The 14,428-nt window shown below is 41.2% G+C and carries 14 protein-coding genes and 1 pseudogene; all 15 read left to right on the plus strand.

Going from position 1 to position 14,428, the window contains the following annotated elements; all coding sequences use genetic code 11:
• Window positions 1-161: 161 nt before the first annotated feature.
• The 15 genes and pseudogenes from ACPC57_RS01940 (at window position 162) to ACPC57_RS02010 (ending at window position 14,420) form a co-directional block, all read left to right on the plus strand.
• Window positions 162-935 (plus strand): dihydroorotate dehydrogenase electron transfer subunit, encoded by a 774-nt coding sequence (locus tag ACPC57_RS01940; RefSeq protein WP_434065330.1) that lies wholly within the window; start codon window positions 162-164, stop codon window positions 933-935.
• A gap of 9 nt (window positions 936-944) precedes the next feature.
• Window positions 945-1,886, plus strand: coding sequence for a dihydroorotate dehydrogenase (locus ACPC57_RS01945; RefSeq protein ID WP_434066187.1), 942 nt, complete (start codon window positions 945-947; stop codon window positions 1,884-1,886).
• A 167-nt stretch (window positions 1,887-2,053) separates the two neighbouring features.
• Complete coding sequence (gene pyrF / locus ACPC57_RS01950; protein WP_434066188.1) at window positions 2,054-2,749, plus strand: orotidine-5'-phosphate decarboxylase; 696 nt, start codon at window positions 2,054-2,056, stop codon at window positions 2,747-2,749.
• Complete coding sequence (locus ACPC57_RS01955; protein ID WP_434066189.1) at window positions 2,742-3,068, plus strand: inorganic diphosphatase; 327 nt, start codon at window positions 2,742-2,744, stop codon at window positions 3,066-3,068. The genes pyrF and ACPC57_RS01955 overlap by 8 nt, the downstream gene beginning before the upstream one ends.
• Window positions 3,069-3,205: 137 nt before the next feature.
• Window positions 3,206-3,838: an orotate phosphoribosyltransferase gene (gene pyrE, locus ACPC57_RS01960; protein WP_434066190.1), complete on the plus strand. Its 633-nt coding sequence runs from the start codon at window positions 3,206-3,208 to the stop codon at window positions 3,836-3,838.
• 105 nt (window positions 3,839-3,943) lie between these two features.
• Window positions 3,944-4,870 carry a glycosyltransferase family 2 protein gene (locus ACPC57_RS01965; protein ID WP_434066191.1) on the plus strand — a complete coding sequence of 309 codons (927 nt, stop codon included), beginning with the start codon at window positions 3,944-3,946 and terminating at the stop codon, window positions 4,868-4,870.
• Window positions 4,871-4,879: 9 nt separating this feature from the next.
• Window positions 4,880-5,533 carry a uracil-DNA glycosylase gene (locus tag ACPC57_RS01970; protein WP_434066192.1) on the plus strand — a complete coding sequence of 218 codons (654 nt, stop codon included), beginning with the start codon at window positions 4,880-4,882 and terminating at the stop codon, window positions 5,531-5,533.
• A 30-nt stretch (window positions 5,534-5,563) separates the two neighbouring features.
• Window positions 5,564-6,835 carry a dihydroorotase gene (locus tag ACPC57_RS01975; protein WP_434066193.1) on the plus strand — a complete coding sequence of 424 codons (1,272 nt, stop codon included), beginning with the start codon at window positions 5,564-5,566 and terminating at the stop codon, window positions 6,833-6,835.
• Window positions 6,836-7,172: 337 nt separating this feature from the next.
• A pseudogene (nt5e, locus tag ACPC57_RS01980) lies at window positions 7,173-9,392 on the plus strand (cell surface ecto-5'-nucleotidase Nt5e).
• A 51-nt stretch (window positions 9,393-9,443) separates the two neighbouring features.
• Window positions 9,444-10,091 carry a Maf family protein gene (locus tag ACPC57_RS01985; protein ID WP_434066194.1) on the plus strand — a complete coding sequence of 216 codons (648 nt, stop codon included), beginning with the start codon at window positions 9,444-9,446 and terminating at the stop codon, window positions 10,089-10,091.
• Between the two features lie 51 nt (window positions 10,092-10,142).
• Window positions 10,143-10,634 carry a YkgJ family cysteine cluster protein gene (locus ACPC57_RS01990; RefSeq protein ID WP_434066195.1) on the plus strand — a complete coding sequence of 164 codons (492 nt, stop codon included), beginning with the start codon at window positions 10,143-10,145 and terminating at the stop codon, window positions 10,632-10,634.
• A gap of 134 nt (window positions 10,635-10,768) precedes the next feature.
• On the plus strand, window positions 10,769-11,521 hold the full coding sequence (locus ACPC57_RS01995) for an HAD family hydrolase (RefSeq protein WP_434066196.1): 753 nt from the start codon (window positions 10,769-10,771) through the stop codon (window positions 11,519-11,521).
• Between the two features lie 97 nt (window positions 11,522-11,618).
• A complete protein-coding gene (locus ACPC57_RS02000; protein ID WP_434066237.1) occupies window positions 11,619-12,002 on the plus strand; it encodes a YybH family protein in 384 nt (127 codons plus the stop codon).
• A gap of 170 nt (window positions 12,003-12,172) precedes the next feature.
• Entirely contained in the window at window positions 12,173-13,507 is a 1,335-nt protein-coding gene (gene trmFO, locus ACPC57_RS02005; RefSeq protein WP_274503799.1) for a methylenetetrahydrofolate--tRNA-(uracil(54)-C(5))-methyltransferase (FADH(2)-oxidizing) TrmFO, read from the plus strand.
• 76 nt (window positions 13,508-13,583) lie between these two features.
• Window positions 13,584-14,420 carry an AraC family transcriptional regulator gene (locus tag ACPC57_RS02010; RefSeq protein WP_289648829.1) on the plus strand — a complete coding sequence of 279 codons (837 nt, stop codon included), beginning with the start codon at window positions 13,584-13,586 and terminating at the stop codon, window positions 14,418-14,420.
• Window positions 14,421-14,428 lie beyond the last annotated feature (8 nt).

Genomic DNA, 14,428 nt, shown 5'->3' on the forward strand with positions numbered 1-14,428 from the left:
ATGCTGAAAATAATAACCTTTAACTGAGTCCAGAGAGGCGAAGAAGGGAACGTGATAAAAAGGACAGATTCTGTCTTCTTTTCGTGTAACCTTGCTAGCCAGCAAGGTTTTTTCTCTGCACCGACTTTCTTGTATTCTGAGGATTATAGAATAGGGGAAAAATGATTTTAAAAGAACAAATGTTACTTGTTGAACAAGTTCAACTTGCACCGCGAATTTTTTCAATGATTTTGCAAGGAGAGATGGTTTCCGAAATGAGGATTGGACAATTTATCCATATTCGGGTTCCAAATGATGCAATGCTCTTGCGGAGACCGATTTCCATTTCTGAAATTGATTATGGTAGGTCCCAATGTCGGATTATTTACCGTGTGGAGGGTCTTGGGACAGATGTTTTCTCAAACATGGTTGCAGGCGATTATTTGGATGTCATGGGGCCACTCGGAAATGGTTTTGAGATTGATTTTCTCAAAGACGGTGATGCGATACTTATTATTGGTGGTGGCATCGGTGTACCTCCTCTGGTGGAGGTAGCAAAACAAGCTGCGAAGCGTGGTGCTAAGGTCACGTCAGTGATTGGCTTTGCCACTAAAGAAGCTGTGATTTTGGAGGAGGAGTTGGCGAAGTATGGCTCTGTTCATGTCACAACAGATAATGGTTCCTATGGAATTAAAGGTTCTGTGGCAACAGTAGTGGAGCAGCTGACAAATGACTTTTCTGCCATCTATTCCTGTGGAGCGCCTGGTATGATGAAGTATGTTGACCAACGGTTCCAAGATCATCCACATGCTTACCTCTCGCTTGAAGCCCGCATGGCTTGTGGGATGGGCGCTTGCTATGCCTGTGTTGTCAAACCAAAGGGAGGACAAGAGCACGAGAACAAGCGCGTCTGCAAAGAAGGTCCAGTGTTTGAGACTGGAAGTCTGGTTTTATAGGAGGACAGCATGGAGAAACGTTTAGCGATTTCCTTACCAGGTTTAGAATTAAAAAATCCCATTATTCCTGCATCTGGTTGTTTTGGTTTTGGTCAAGAGTATGCAGATTATTATGACCTTAACCAGCTTGGATCCATTATGATTAAAGCGACCACTCGTCATCCTCGCTATGGCAATGCGACTCCCCGTGTTGCGGAAACTCCAGCAGGTATGCTCAATGCCATTGGCCTTCAAAATCCTGGTATTGATGCCGTCTTGTCCGAAAAACTCCCCTGGTTGGAACAGCATTTTCCAGATTTGCCTATCATAGCCAATGTAGCTGGTTTCTCAAACGAAGAATATGCCTACGTTTCAGGAAAAATTTCAAAGGCTCCGAATGTGAAGGCAATTGAGCTAAACATTTCTTGTCCCAATGTAGACCATGGTAACAATGGTCTTCTAATAGGACAGGTGCCAGAATTAGCTTATGAAGCTGTAAAAGCAGCAGTTACAGCATCATCCTTGCCAGTCTATGTCAAACTCACACCGAGTGTAGCTGATATTACCCTTTTGGCTAAAGCGGCTGAGGATGCAGGTGCAAGTGGCTTAACGATGATCAATACCCTAGTTGGTATGCGATTCAATTTGAAAACTCGACAACCGATTCTGGCAAATGGTACGGGTGGTATGTCTGGCCCAGCTGTGTTTCCAGTTGCACTCAAGCTCATCCGTCAAGTCGCTCAGATGACGAATCTTCCTATCATAGGAATGGGTGGTGTAGATTCGGCAGATAAAGCCCTTGAAATGATGATTGCAGGCGCAGCGGCTATCGGTGTGGGAACGGCGAATTTCACGGACCCATTTTCTTGTCCAAAGATTATTCAAGACTTGCCAAAACGCATGGAAGTTTATGGTATTGATTGTTTGGAACAGTTACGGAAAGAGATTCGTACAAGCTTGAGTCAAGATTGACAAGCTTCGTATAAAAGAGTAATATTAATGAAACTAACTCCTTTAACTATGTCCAGAGAGGCTGGGAAGGTGTCATGTAACTTGCTTGAAAATGTATTTTTCAGGCTGACTTCGTGTACAACCCTGTCTCAATTGGCAGGGTTTTTATGCATATTTGAAAGGATTTTATGAAAGAGAATCGACCAATTATTGCCCTAGATTTTGCAAGCAGAACAGAAGTGCAAACATTCCTAGAACAGTTTCCGAGCCAAGAAAAACTATTTGTAAAGGTAGGAATGGAACTATACTATGCGGAAGGCCCTGATATCATTCACTATTTGAAAGACTGCGGTCACAGTATTTTCTTAGACTTGAAACTTCATGATATTCCCAATACCGTTGAGTCTGCGATGCGAGTATTGGCAAAACTCGGTGTGGATATGACAAATGTTCACGCTGCTGGTGGTGTGGAGATGATGCAGGCAGCTCGTAGAGGATTAGGGGAGGATGCGATTTTAATCGCTGTTACTCAGTTGACCTCAACTTCTGAAGAGCAGATGAGAAAGGACCAGAATATTCAAACCAGCTTACAGGATGCCGTAGTGCATTATGCTCAAAAGGCTCAAGAAGCAGGTTTAGACGGGGTTGTCTGTTCCGCTCATGAAGTTAAACTCATAAAAGAAGCTACAAATCCCGAATTTGTTTGTCTGACACCTGGAATTCGGCCAAGTGGTGGAGAAATCGGTGATCAAAAACGAGTCATGACACCAGCAGATGCTGCTCGAATCGGTAGTGATTACATCGTAGTAGGTCGCCCGATTACAAAATCAGAAGATCCTTACCAGACCTATTTGTCTATTAAAGAGGAGTGGAATCGTGGATGAGGTTTATCAGGTTATCATCGATAGACCTCTCGGGTATATTAATAAATTTGGCAACCAGTACCCTATCAATTACGGCTATGTTCCAAATCTATTGGCTGGAGATGGTGAAGAGCAAGATGTTTACATCATTTCCAAAGCTGTTCGGCAGCCCTTGACAGCTTTCGAGGGGAAATTGGTTGCAATTATCCATCGTAGAGATGATGTTGAGGATAAATGGGTTCTGACAGGTCTTGATGAAAAACTTACCGTGACAGAAATAAAAGAGAAAACCAATTTCATTGAACAGTATTTTGATTCATGGATTGAAATGGTGGACTAGGAGAAGTCTGTAAGAATTCAACAGGGATAAATATAGTTTTTTGTAGGGTTCATAGATTGAACCAATACTTTAGGAGTGACAGGCTATTTGGCGGGATGGTCATGTTGGAATGGTACGCATTTAGAAGGAGGTCTATTATGACATTAGCAACAGAAATCGCATCACACTTATTGGATATTAAGGCAGTTCATCTGCGTCCTGAAAAGCCATTTACATGGGCATCAGGTATCAAATCCCCTATCTATACAGATAATCGTATTACACTATCTTATCCTGAAACTCGAAATCTGATTGAAGATGGCTTTGTTCAACGAATTGAAGAGGAATTTCCTGAGGTTGAGGTGATTGCAGGAACTGCCACGGCCGGTATCCCACATGGTGCCATCATTGCAGATCGGATGAATTTACCATTTGCCTATATTCGAAGCAAACCAAAAGATCATGGTGCAGGTAATCAATTAGAAGGTCGCATCATCAAGGGACAAAAAATGGTAGTTATTGAAGACCTGATTTCTACTGGAGGATCTGTACTAGATGCCGTAGCAGCAGCTGAGCGTGAAGGTGCTGAAGTGATTGGTGTGGTAGCTATTTTCACATATGAGTTGCCAAAGGCAGAACGAAATTTTGACAATGCTGGCGTGAAATTGGTGACACTCAGCAATTATTCAGAGTTAATCAAGGTTGCAAAAGTGCAAGGTTACATTAGTGCGGATGGTTTAGATTTACTTAAAAAGTTTCGTCAAGATCAAGAAACTTGGCAAGAAAAGTAAGATGTTAAGGAATTGACTGTTTTTTGGGAACTCAACTTGCAAAGTGGTATAATGGACTTCTAAGAATAGTGAAGATATACAGAAAGATTCTTTGAGGGAGTTAAAATGATTTCAGTTATTGTACCGTGCTTTAATGAGGAAGAAACGATTCATTATTTTTATCAGGCGATGGAAAAGGTTCGAATAAAAATGAATGAGGAGTTTGAATATATTTTTGTCAATGATGGTTCTAAAGATAGTACTTTATCCATTTTACGTTCATTGTCTGTGCAAGATCGGTCTGTGCGTTATCTTTCATTTTCTCGTAATTTCGGCAAAGAAGCTGCCCTTTTTGCGGGTCTCGAGGCAGCCAATGGTCATTTAGTAACAGTCATGGATGCTGACTTACAAGACCCACCTGAAATGTTGATGGAAATGAAGCAAATGCTTGACGATGATTCAGACTTGGATTGTGTGGGAACTCGTCGTGTCAGTCGTGACGGTGAGCCACTGATTCGTAGTTTTTTTGCAACATTATTCTACAAATTGATGAATAAAATCAGCCAGGTCGAGATCGTTGACGGTGCACGTGATTTCCGTCTCATGCGGCGTCATATGGTTGATGCCATCCTTTCTGTTTCTGAATATAACCGTTTTTCCAAAGGCTTATTTGCTTGGGTAGGTTTTAAAACAGAATACCTGCCCTATAAAAATGTTGAGCGTGTTGCTGGTGAAACTAGTTGGTCTTTATGGAAGTTACTGTCTTACTCCATTGAAGGAATTATCAACTTTTCGGATACACCTTTAAATATAGCATCCTACACAGGATTCTTTACATTCTTGTTGTCACTGGTTTTAATGGTTTTCGTAGTCATCAAAACCTTGGTATTCGGTGATCCGACAATTGGCTGGCCATCGACTATCTGTATTATCTTATTTTTAGGTGGCCTGCAGTTGATGACTATTGGTATACTCGGTAAATATTTGGCAAAAATTTTCTTGGAAACGAAGAAACGTCCGATTTACATTGTTAAAGAGAGAAGTTCAAACTAGGAGTGATGTATGGAACATTCGGCTTGGTACGAACCGATAAAGGCACAGTTGCCAGATCATTATTTTAACAAAATCAATCAATTCTTAGATCAAGTTTATGCCAGTGGTACCATCTATCCGCCTCGAGATAAGGTATTTGCTGCTATTCAGGCAACAGAATTGAAAAATGTCAAGGTAGTTATATTAGGTCAGGACCCCTATCATGGACCTGGTCAGGCACAGGGCTTATCGTTTTCAGTTCCGAACTCGGTGGCAGCTCCGCCATCTCTTCAAAACATCTTAAAAGAATTGAGGGATGATATTGGAGTCAAGGAAGACCATGATTTGACAGCATGGGCGGAACAAGGTGTGCTTTTGCTCAATGCTTGTTTAACTGTTCCAGCAGGTCAGGCAAATGGGCATGTAGGGCAAATCTGGGAGCCTTTTACGGACGCTGTTATTAAGGTGGTCAATAGCTTAGACCAACCTATCGTCTATATTCTTTGGGGTGCCTATGCTCGCAAGAAAAAAGTGCTGATAACCAATCCAAAACATCTGATTGTTGAATCTGCTCATCCTAGCCCACTTTCAGCTTATCGGGGTTTCTTTGGAAGCAAACCCTTCTCCCAAGCAAATGCTTTTTTAACATCTCATGGAAGTACGGGAATTAATTGGCTCCAATAATTGTTATTTGGTCATACAAGGAGAATAAGAATGTTATTAGTGAAAAATGGTCGTGTTTTAGATCCCCAAACTGGACTAGATAAAACTTGCGACATCTTAATAGATGGAAAGAGAATTGTAAAAATTTCGGAGTCAATTTCTGCTGACGCTGAACAAGTGCTTGATGCAACAGGATTAGTCGTTGCCCCTGGTTTGGTTGATGTTCATGTTCATTTTCGTGAGCCTGGTCAGACCCATAAAGAAGATATTCACACAGGAGCCTTAGCAGCCGCAGCTGGTGGCTTTACTTCTGTTGTCATGATGGCTAACACTAATCCGACGATTTCTACAGTAGAAACTCTGAATGAAGTTCTGGAATCTGCTAAAAAAGAAGCCATCCATATTTATAGTGTGGCAACCATTACCAATCAATTTGATGGGCAAAATCTGACCGATTTTTCCGCCTTATTGGAAGCTGGAGCGGTCGCCTTTTCGGACGACGGTATTCCTTTGACAAATGCTGGCGTGGTTAGAAAAGCTATGAAATTAGCCAAAGTGCAGGGCTGTCTCATCAGTCTGCATGAAGAAGACCCTGACCTGAATGGTGTCTTGGGACTCAACGAGCAAGTGGCCGAAAAACATTTTCATGTTTGTGGTGCAACTGGCGTAGCAGAATACAGTATGGTCGCTCGCGATGTCATGATTGCCTATGAAACGGGTGCGCGTGTTCATATCCAGCATTTATCCAAAGCCGAGTCGGTCAAGGTGGTTGAATTTGTTCAAGGTCTCGGAGCAAATGTTACAGCAGAAGTAGCACCCCAACATTTTTCACGAACAGAAGACTTACTTCTAACAAAAGGTGCCAATGCCAAGATGAATCCGCCGTTACGCTTGGAGAGCGATCGGTTGGCAGTGATTGAAGGATTGAAAACTGGTGTTATCTCTGTTATTGCAACGGATCATGCTCCTCATCACGCGGATGAAAAAAATGTAGAAGATCTCACAAAGGCTCCATCAGGAATGACAGGCTTGGAAACATCGCTTTCACTTGGCTTGACTCACTTGGTAGAAGAAGGACACTTGACACTCATGCAATTGCTGGAAAAAATGACTATTAATCCTGCCAAGCTTTACGGTCTTGATGCTGGCTATCTTGCGGAAAACGGTCCTGCAGACCTTGTTATTTTCAATCCAGATGCAAATCGAACAGTCACAGCTGATTTTGCGTCAAAATCTGCAAACTCCCCATTTATCGGTGATACTTTGAAAGGCGATGTCTACTTTACAATTTCAGATGGAAGAATCGTTTATTATAAAAAATAAAAGCATATGGAACTGTAGCCAATTTGGTTGCAGTTTTTTTATCGTTAAAGCCACATTTTGATGCATCATATAGGAAGTCAAGTCTTGCTGAGATGGAAATGATTGTGGAAGTGTTCGAAATATTTCCAGGTATTCTAACGAAAATTTCAACAGTGTCATTTCAAATATCTGTTTAAACAATAAGGAAATCGTTCCAAAATTCATTTTTGAATACCTCAATGCCATTCTAATACAAACATTTTACGAATATTTTAACTATGATAACGAATTCAATGTTTTTGTTTTTAGATAGAGAAGTGTATAATAACTATATAACTCACTTAAGAAAGGTCGATTTATGAAAAAGAAAGATTTATTATTGCCTGTGTTGTCTACCTTGTTGTTGTCGCCAGTGATGTTGGCTCAATAAGCTCAAGCTGATGAAGTACAGACTGCAGATACCTCATCAACTATTGTCCAACAGACTGAAACTACAGGGACAAGTGCAAGTGTTTCTAATTCAGCTTTAAATACTCCAGAGACAGCATCATCTAGTTCAACAATAGATGGGGCAACTGCTGATGCAGTGGCTTTCGAAGCTAGTACCCCGACTGAAACTACTGCCTCTAGTACGGCTACTGATTCAATTGAAGCAGTTATCATTCACACAAACGACGTTCATGGTCGAATTCTTGAAGAAAAAGGCGTAATCGGTGATGCCAAGGCTGCTGCGGTCATTGAAGAAGAACGTAGTAAAATTGAAAATACAATTGTGGTGGATGCTGGTGATGCCTTCCAAGGACTGCCAATTTCCAACTCTACAAAAGGTGAAGACAGAGCCAATATCATGAACCAAGTCGGCTATGATGCCATGGCTGTTGGTAACCATGAATTTGACTTTGGGATGGATCAAGCAATCAAATACAAAGAGACCTTGAACTTCCCACTATTGAGTGCTAACACTTACGTTAACGGCGCTCGTGTTTTTGAAGCTTCAACTATCGTTGATAAAACGCCAACTGTTGTCGGTGATGAATTTGTAGTTATCGGGGTCACTACACCAGAAACTGCTACAAAGACACACCCAAAAAATATTGAAGGTGTTACATTTGCAGATCCTATTACCGAAGTAAATAAGGTCATTGATGAAGTAGAAGCACGTGCACTTGCTGATAATCGTGTCTATAACAACTACATCATTCTTGCGCACTTAGGTGTTGATGCGACAACTCCTGTAGAGTGGAGAGGTTCAACACTTGCAGAAGCCTTATCACAAAATAGCAAACTTGCTGGCAAACGTGTGATTGTTATTGATGGCCATTCCCATACTGTTCAATCTGCTACATATGGTGACAATGTAACCTATAACCAGACAGGTTCCTATTTGAATAATATTGGTAAAGTTACCTTAAAATCTGAACAATTATTGGGTGAAGCAAGTCTTATTTCTGCTGCAGATACGGCCTCTGTGACACCAGATGCTTTAATCACTGAGCTTGTGAATGAAATCAAAGCAAAATATGAAGCTGAAAATGCTCAAGTAGTGATTGAAAACAATCCAGTTGAATTGAATGGTGAGCGTTCAAATGTTCGTGTACGTGAAACTAACTTAGGTAATGCTGTTACAGATGCTATTTACGCATATGGTCAAACAGGTTTCTCAAATAAAGCTAGCCTTGCTGTGACAAACGGCGGTGGTCTACGTGCAACTATTGCTAAAGATCAATCTGTTACAAAAGGTGATATTATTGCAGTTTTACCATTCGGTAATATCATTTCACAAATTACAGTGACTGGTCAGCAAATTCAAGATATGTTTACCAAGTCATTGTCATCTGCCCTGCAAACTGACAAAGAAACAGGCAAATTCATCCTAGATGAAAACGGAGCGCCTCTCTTTGAGGCAAGTGGCGGTTTCTTGCAAATCTCTGGTGCAACAGTATTTTATGATCCAACTTTACCAGTTAAAGAACGTATCCTTCTTATTGGCATCTTAAATCCTGAGACTGGAGAATATGATGACTTGGATTTAGAAAAAACGTATTATCTCGCTACAAATGATTTCTTAGCTGCAGGTGGGGATGGCTACACAATGCTTGGTGGTGCTCGCGAAGAAGGTCCGTCAATGGATAGTGTATTTGCAGATTACCTAAAAACTGCTGACCTATCAGCCTATGCAGACATCAATCCATATTCTCGAATTATTCCTGTAGATTCTACCTTGGATACTGATGAAGATGGTTATCCTGACTTCATCGAAGTCATTGTTGGTACAGATCCTGAAAATGCAGTTTCAAATCCAGATTCCACTTCAACTGAGTCACCAAATCAAGGCTCAAATGGATTTACATCAGACAATAAGGCTCCTGTTGACACGCCTAAGGAAAAAGATGGCAAATCTGAAACTGTAAAAGGCAATGAAATTCTCAAAAAAGCACAACTGGCTAACGGAACCACTCCTGTAGCCAAGTCAGGAGTTTTACCAAATACTGGAGATCAATCAAGTCTTGGACTCAGCTTATTTGGTTTAGGACTCGCTGGACTGGCAATGGCTCTACGTCGTAAAGAAGAAATGTAAGCAATTTTTTTGAAACAGGGTCTTCGGACTCTGTTTTTTAATGGAGGAACTATGCAAACTGTATTTCAATATCAAAGAGAAGGCAAACGTGAACCAATCTCATCCTATGTCGTGCTCAGTAATTCACCACGCCGTAAGGAGTTATTAAAGTTCTTGAAACCACACATTACCTCTGTTGAAGTGGACGAACGAGGAATTGAAGAATATTTTATGAACCAATTTGCTTCCGATGATTTTCTCACTCGGGCAGCTAAAACGTGTTGTGAGATTTCCAAGGCCAAGTCTGAGATCAAGTTGGCCCCAGAACATCTCTATATTTCGGCAGATACAATTGTAATCGCAGACGAACAGATTTTTAATAAACCAAAAGATTTGACCGAGGCTGAAGAGATGTTTCGATCCTATTTTGGCAAGAGTCATTATGTGGTGACCTCAGTTTGCCTACGAACGTCGCAATCACTGGATGTTTTCTATACGCTGGCACAGATTGATTTTGTTGACTATTATCCCGCACTAGAGGAGCTAATTCAGTCCTATATTTTTGAAAAGCAACCACTTGACAAGGCAGGTGCCTATGGTATTCAGGAGCTGGATCCACGATTTGTGGCGAGTATTTACGGGGATGTTCATACCATTATCGGTCTTCCAGTAGCAGAAGTATCTCTCAGGATATTTGAGGACAGCGATTTTGAAAAATAGCAGAGCTGGCAGTCTGGTTTGTGGTATAATGGAGGACGAATAGGAGAGTTTATGAGTGTCGACATTGAAAAATACAAGCAATTGGCCCTGCAGAAGCAAGGAGAACACCGAAAATTTCTAGCAAATCTCAAGAAAAGAGCGCCTAAGAATTTAGACAGAATCGTACAGGACATTCACGCAGAAGTCTTTTCTGAAATTGATTGTATAGAATGTGCAAACTGTTGCAAAACATTGGGCCCACTTTTTACCGAAGCTGATATTACTCGCATTGCCAAACATCTTCGTATGAAACTACCTGTTTTCGAAGAGATGTATTTGCGAGTAGACGAAGATGGAGATAAGGTATTTCAGGCAATGCCTTGCCCATTCCTAGGTGGAGATAATCTTTGTAGCATCTATGATGCGAGACCAAAAGCTTGCCGAGAATTTCCTCATACCGATCGCAAAAAAATCTATCAAATCAACAATTTAACCATAAAAAACTCCTTGATTTGCCCCGCAGCTTATCTCTTTGTTGAAAAACTTCGGGAAAGAATCAGTTAATTTTTCCCATTCCTACTTGGTTCTACTACTTCGGAATTTTTTCGAAAACTTCCAGACTAATTTTCAAACTTTTGTTGCAAACGCTTGCTTATTGCGTTATAATATCTTATATATCTCATAGATAGGAGAACTTCGTGAAACAATACAAGAATTACATCTTTGATTTTTATGGTACTCTAGTAGATATTGTAACGGATGAAAACAAGTTGGAATTATGGGAAAAGCTGGCTGCTATCTATAATTCCTTTGGATGTTCTTATGGTGCTAGACAGCTGAGGAGTGCATTCCAAGAAACCGCGAATGAAGCAGAGCTTGATTTGATCCGGATCAGTCCTTACCAATATGTCGAAATTGACTTAGAGAAAGTATTTGTTCAATTACTGACTGATACCAAATATGGACGGGAAACCCAAAATAAGCCTGCTGATTTAAAGACTTTCGGACAAATGGTAGCTACCGTATTCCGGGTCCTTTCTCGTGAAAAATTAGAAGCTTATCAGTATACCTTAGCTACCCTAGAGGAACTACAAAATAGGGGTGCACGATTGTTTATCTTATCCAATGCTCAGCGAATATTTACCCAAGCTGAGATTGAACTAACAGGGTGCGCAACCTTTATGGAGAAAATTTATATTTCCTCAGATTATCGCATTAAGAAACCTGAACCCGAATTTCTGCTAGGTTTAATGGGTGAAAATCAGTTAAATCCAGCTGAAACAGTCTTTGTCGGTAACGACTTGACTTCAGACATTGCTATTGCTCAAGCTGTTGGAATTGATGGTGTCTTACTGAATACTTTTTCTTACAGTCCTGATGAGATCTTGGCTTACCAAGAAAAAGGTTGGGACTTTACGATTATCAATGATATTATTGAACTGATTCGTTAGATGATAACCCTAAGAACTACCTTCATCAATTTGGAAGTAGTTCTTTTGATTTTCTCATTTTCTATTTTTCAAGAAGGGACATACTTTGAAATAAACTATTCAAGAACTTTTAGACAATTATCGACAAGCGGTTTTATACAAAGATAAAGAATTGATGATTTCCCTTTATTATCATGACATTTTTATCTATGATGTTGCTGGCCAATGGGCGCTTAAAGTCAAACAAGAATTAATTGCAATGGTTGAGGATTGGTTTAAAGTCATTTCCCTAGGTGAAGTAGTAGTTGAATTTTCAAATCTAACCATCAAGTCTTCCCATTACTGTGCCTTTGCCTATTTTGATGCAACTTTTTCAAAACTAAAAAATAAAGTGGTAGTGCAATCTGTTATTGAGCGATTTACACTCTGTTTGGTGTTTGAGGATGGCTGGAAAATAATACACCAGCATGCTAGCCACCCACTAGAAGTTTCTCATACTTGATAATACATAAATATAATTATGTAATTAATCGATATTTTTTTCAATAAGAGTCATTACTAACTTTCAAGGTAAATTTTTGATATACTATTTAGGAATAAAAAATTAGAAAGGTTCTGTTTTGGGTCATCCCCAAACAGTAGCCAGATATTCTGGCTAGAGGTATTAGTTTCATGTCTCAAACCCACATTAATGTTATCGGAGCTGGATTGGCTGGCTCAGAAGCTGCTTATCAGATTGCCAAACGCGGCATTCCTGTCAAACTCTACGAGATGCGTGGTGTCAAGCCGACTCCTCAGCACAAGACAGACAAGTTTGCTGAGTTGGTTTGTTCCAATTCATTCCGTGGTGATAGTTTGACCAACGCTGTCGGCCTTCTTAAGGAAGAGATGCGTCGTTTGGATTCCATTATCATGCGAGCTGGTGAAGCCCACCGTGTGCCTGCTGGGGGTGCCATGGCCATGGACCGTGAGAATTTCTCTCAAGCAGTCACTGATGAGATTCACAACCACCCACTGATTGAGGTGATTCGTGAGGAAATTACTGAGATTCCTGATGATGCTATTACAGTTATCGCGACGGGACCTTTGACATCTGACGCCTTGGCGGAGAAGATTCACGCGCTTAATGGTGGTGATGGTTTTTACTTCTACGATGCGGCAGCACCGATTGTCGACAGCTCGACCATTAACATGGACTTGGTTTATCTTAAGTCCCGTTATGACAAGGGAGAAGCTGCCTATCTCAATGCTCCAATGAACAAGGAGCAGTTCACTGCTTTCTATGAGGCCTTGATTTCAGCCGAAGAGGCGCCGCTCAATTCCTTTGAAAAAGAAAAATACTTTGAAGGCTGTATGCCTATTGAAGTCATGGCCAAACGTGGAATCAAAACCATGCTATATGGCCCAATGAAGCCAGTCGGTCTGGAATACCCTGAAGATTACAAGGGACCACGTGATGGCGAATACAAGACACCGTACGCAGTTGTTCAGCTCCGTCAGGACAACGCAGCAGGTAGTCTTTACAACATTGTAGGCTTCCAGACCCACCTTAAGTGGGGTGAGCAGAAGCGTGTCTTCCAGATGATTCCAGGACTCGAAAATGCTGAATTTGTCCGTTATGGTGTCATGCACCGCAATTCCTACATGGATTCGCCAAACTTATTGGAACAGACCTTTGCGACCAAGAAAAATCCAAATCTTTTCTTTGCAGGTCAAATGACAGGAGTAGAAGGCTATGTCGAGTCTGCTGCCTCTGGCTTAGTGGCTGGTATAAATGCTGTTCGCCGCTTCCGTGGCGAAGACCCAGTCATCTTCCCACAGACCACAGCCATCGGAGCTCTGCCATTTTACATCACCCACACCGAAAGCAAGCACTTCCAGCCTATGAATGTCAACTTTGGTATCATCAAGGAGCTGGACGGACCGCGTATCCGCGATAAGAAAGAGCGTTATGAAGCAATAGCAGAGCGTTCCCTCAAGGACTTGGAAGAGTTTTTGACGGTTTAAGCCGATAGTTTTCCGACGAAAAGTATCGGGAAAACTTGGATGGTAGATGGTAAACTGATAGGGAAAGGGGAAGTTGATGATAAAAGAGTTCAATGCAACCGTACGTTACCTAGAGTCCGTTTTAGAAAGCGAAATCGATGAACGGAAATTTTTGCTCATATCAGGATATTCCGTTCCCATGTTTAGTCGTCTCTTTTCGATTCTGACAGATATGTCCTTGTCAGAATACGTTCGGTTACGAAAGTTGACGCGAGCTGCTATGGACATTCGTGAAGGACAGGCAAAGATTATAGATATAGCCCTTAAATATGGGTATGAATCTTCGGATTCTTTTGCCTTTGCCTTCAAACAATTTCATCAGATTTCTCCTAGTCAAGTGCGTAAGGGGTTGCCTTTTAAGGTCCTCTTACCCTTGCAACTATCATTAACCATCCAAGGAGGTAAAGAAATGGAAGTTCGTATTGAAAAGAAGGCTAGTTTTACAGTTGCTGGACTTCTTCGCACAGCAATCAGTAACGAAGTGTGTCCGCAGGTATGGGAAGACTTGTTCAAGAACCATTCTTATGAAGAGTTAGCTGCTCTAGGAAGTGGGCGGTCCTTTGGAGTTTGTACATTAGCTCAAGCGGACGAGACGATTAATTATATGGCTGCTTATGATGTCACAGATAGGGAAAAAGCGACTAAGTTAGGCTTAGAACTTCTTGATGTTCACGAAGCTGACTATGCTATTTTTACCCTAACAGGCCCTGTTCCTCAATCTATTCATGCAGGATGGCGTTATGCGCTAGAAACTTTTTTTCCTGAACACGGCTATCGCCATTCAGGTGCACCAGATTTTGAGTACTATTTTGAAGGAGACATGAGTTCCCCAGACTACCAAATGGAACTCTGGATTCCCATTGTGAAAGCATAATGTACAGG

The sequence above is a fragment of the Streptococcus sp. VTCC 12886 genome, assembly GCF_049893425.1.
GTDB classification, from domain to species: domain Bacteria; phylum Bacillota; class Bacilli; order Lactobacillales; family Streptococcaceae; genus Streptococcus; species Streptococcus suis_AA.

Bases quoted from the DNA above. Each gene is read 5' to 3' on its own strand.
- ACPC57_RS02010 (WP_289648829.1), top strand. From the start codon at position 13,584: ATGATAAAAGAGTTCAATGCAACCGTACGTTACCTAGAGTCCGTTTTA.
- pyrF (WP_434066188.1), top strand. From the start codon at position 2,054: ATGAAAGAGAATCGACCAATTATTGCCCTAGATTTTGCAAGCAGAACA.
- ACPC57_RS01990 (WP_434066195.1), top strand. From the start codon at position 10,143: ATGAGTGTCGACATTGAAAAATACAAGCAATTGGCCCTGCAGAAGCAA.
- ACPC57_RS01965 (WP_434066191.1), top strand. From the start codon at position 3,944: ATGATTTCAGTTATTGTACCGTGCTTTAATGAGGAAGAAACGATTCAT.
- ACPC57_RS01975 (WP_434066193.1), top strand. From the start codon at position 5,564: ATGTTATTAGTGAAAAATGGTCGTGTTTTAGATCCCCAAACTGGACTA.
- trmFO (WP_274503799.1), top strand. From the start codon at position 12,173: ATGTCTCAAACCCACATTAATGTTATCGGAGCTGGATTGGCTGGCTCA.
- ACPC57_RS01945 (WP_434066187.1), top strand. From the start codon at position 945: ATGGAGAAACGTTTAGCGATTTCCTTACCAGGTTTAGAATTAAAAAAT.
- ACPC57_RS01940 (WP_434065330.1), top strand. From the start codon at position 162: ATGATTTTAAAAGAACAAATGTTACTTGTTGAACAAGTTCAACTTGCA.
- ACPC57_RS01985 (WP_434066194.1), top strand. From the start codon at position 9,444: ATGCAAACTGTATTTCAATATCAAAGAGAAGGCAAACGTGAACCAATC.
- ACPC57_RS01970 (WP_434066192.1), top strand. From the start codon at position 4,880: ATGGAACATTCGGCTTGGTACGAACCGATAAAGGCACAGTTGCCAGAT.
- pyrE (WP_434066190.1), top strand. From the start codon at position 3,206: ATGACATTAGCAACAGAAATCGCATCACACTTATTGGATATTAAGGCA.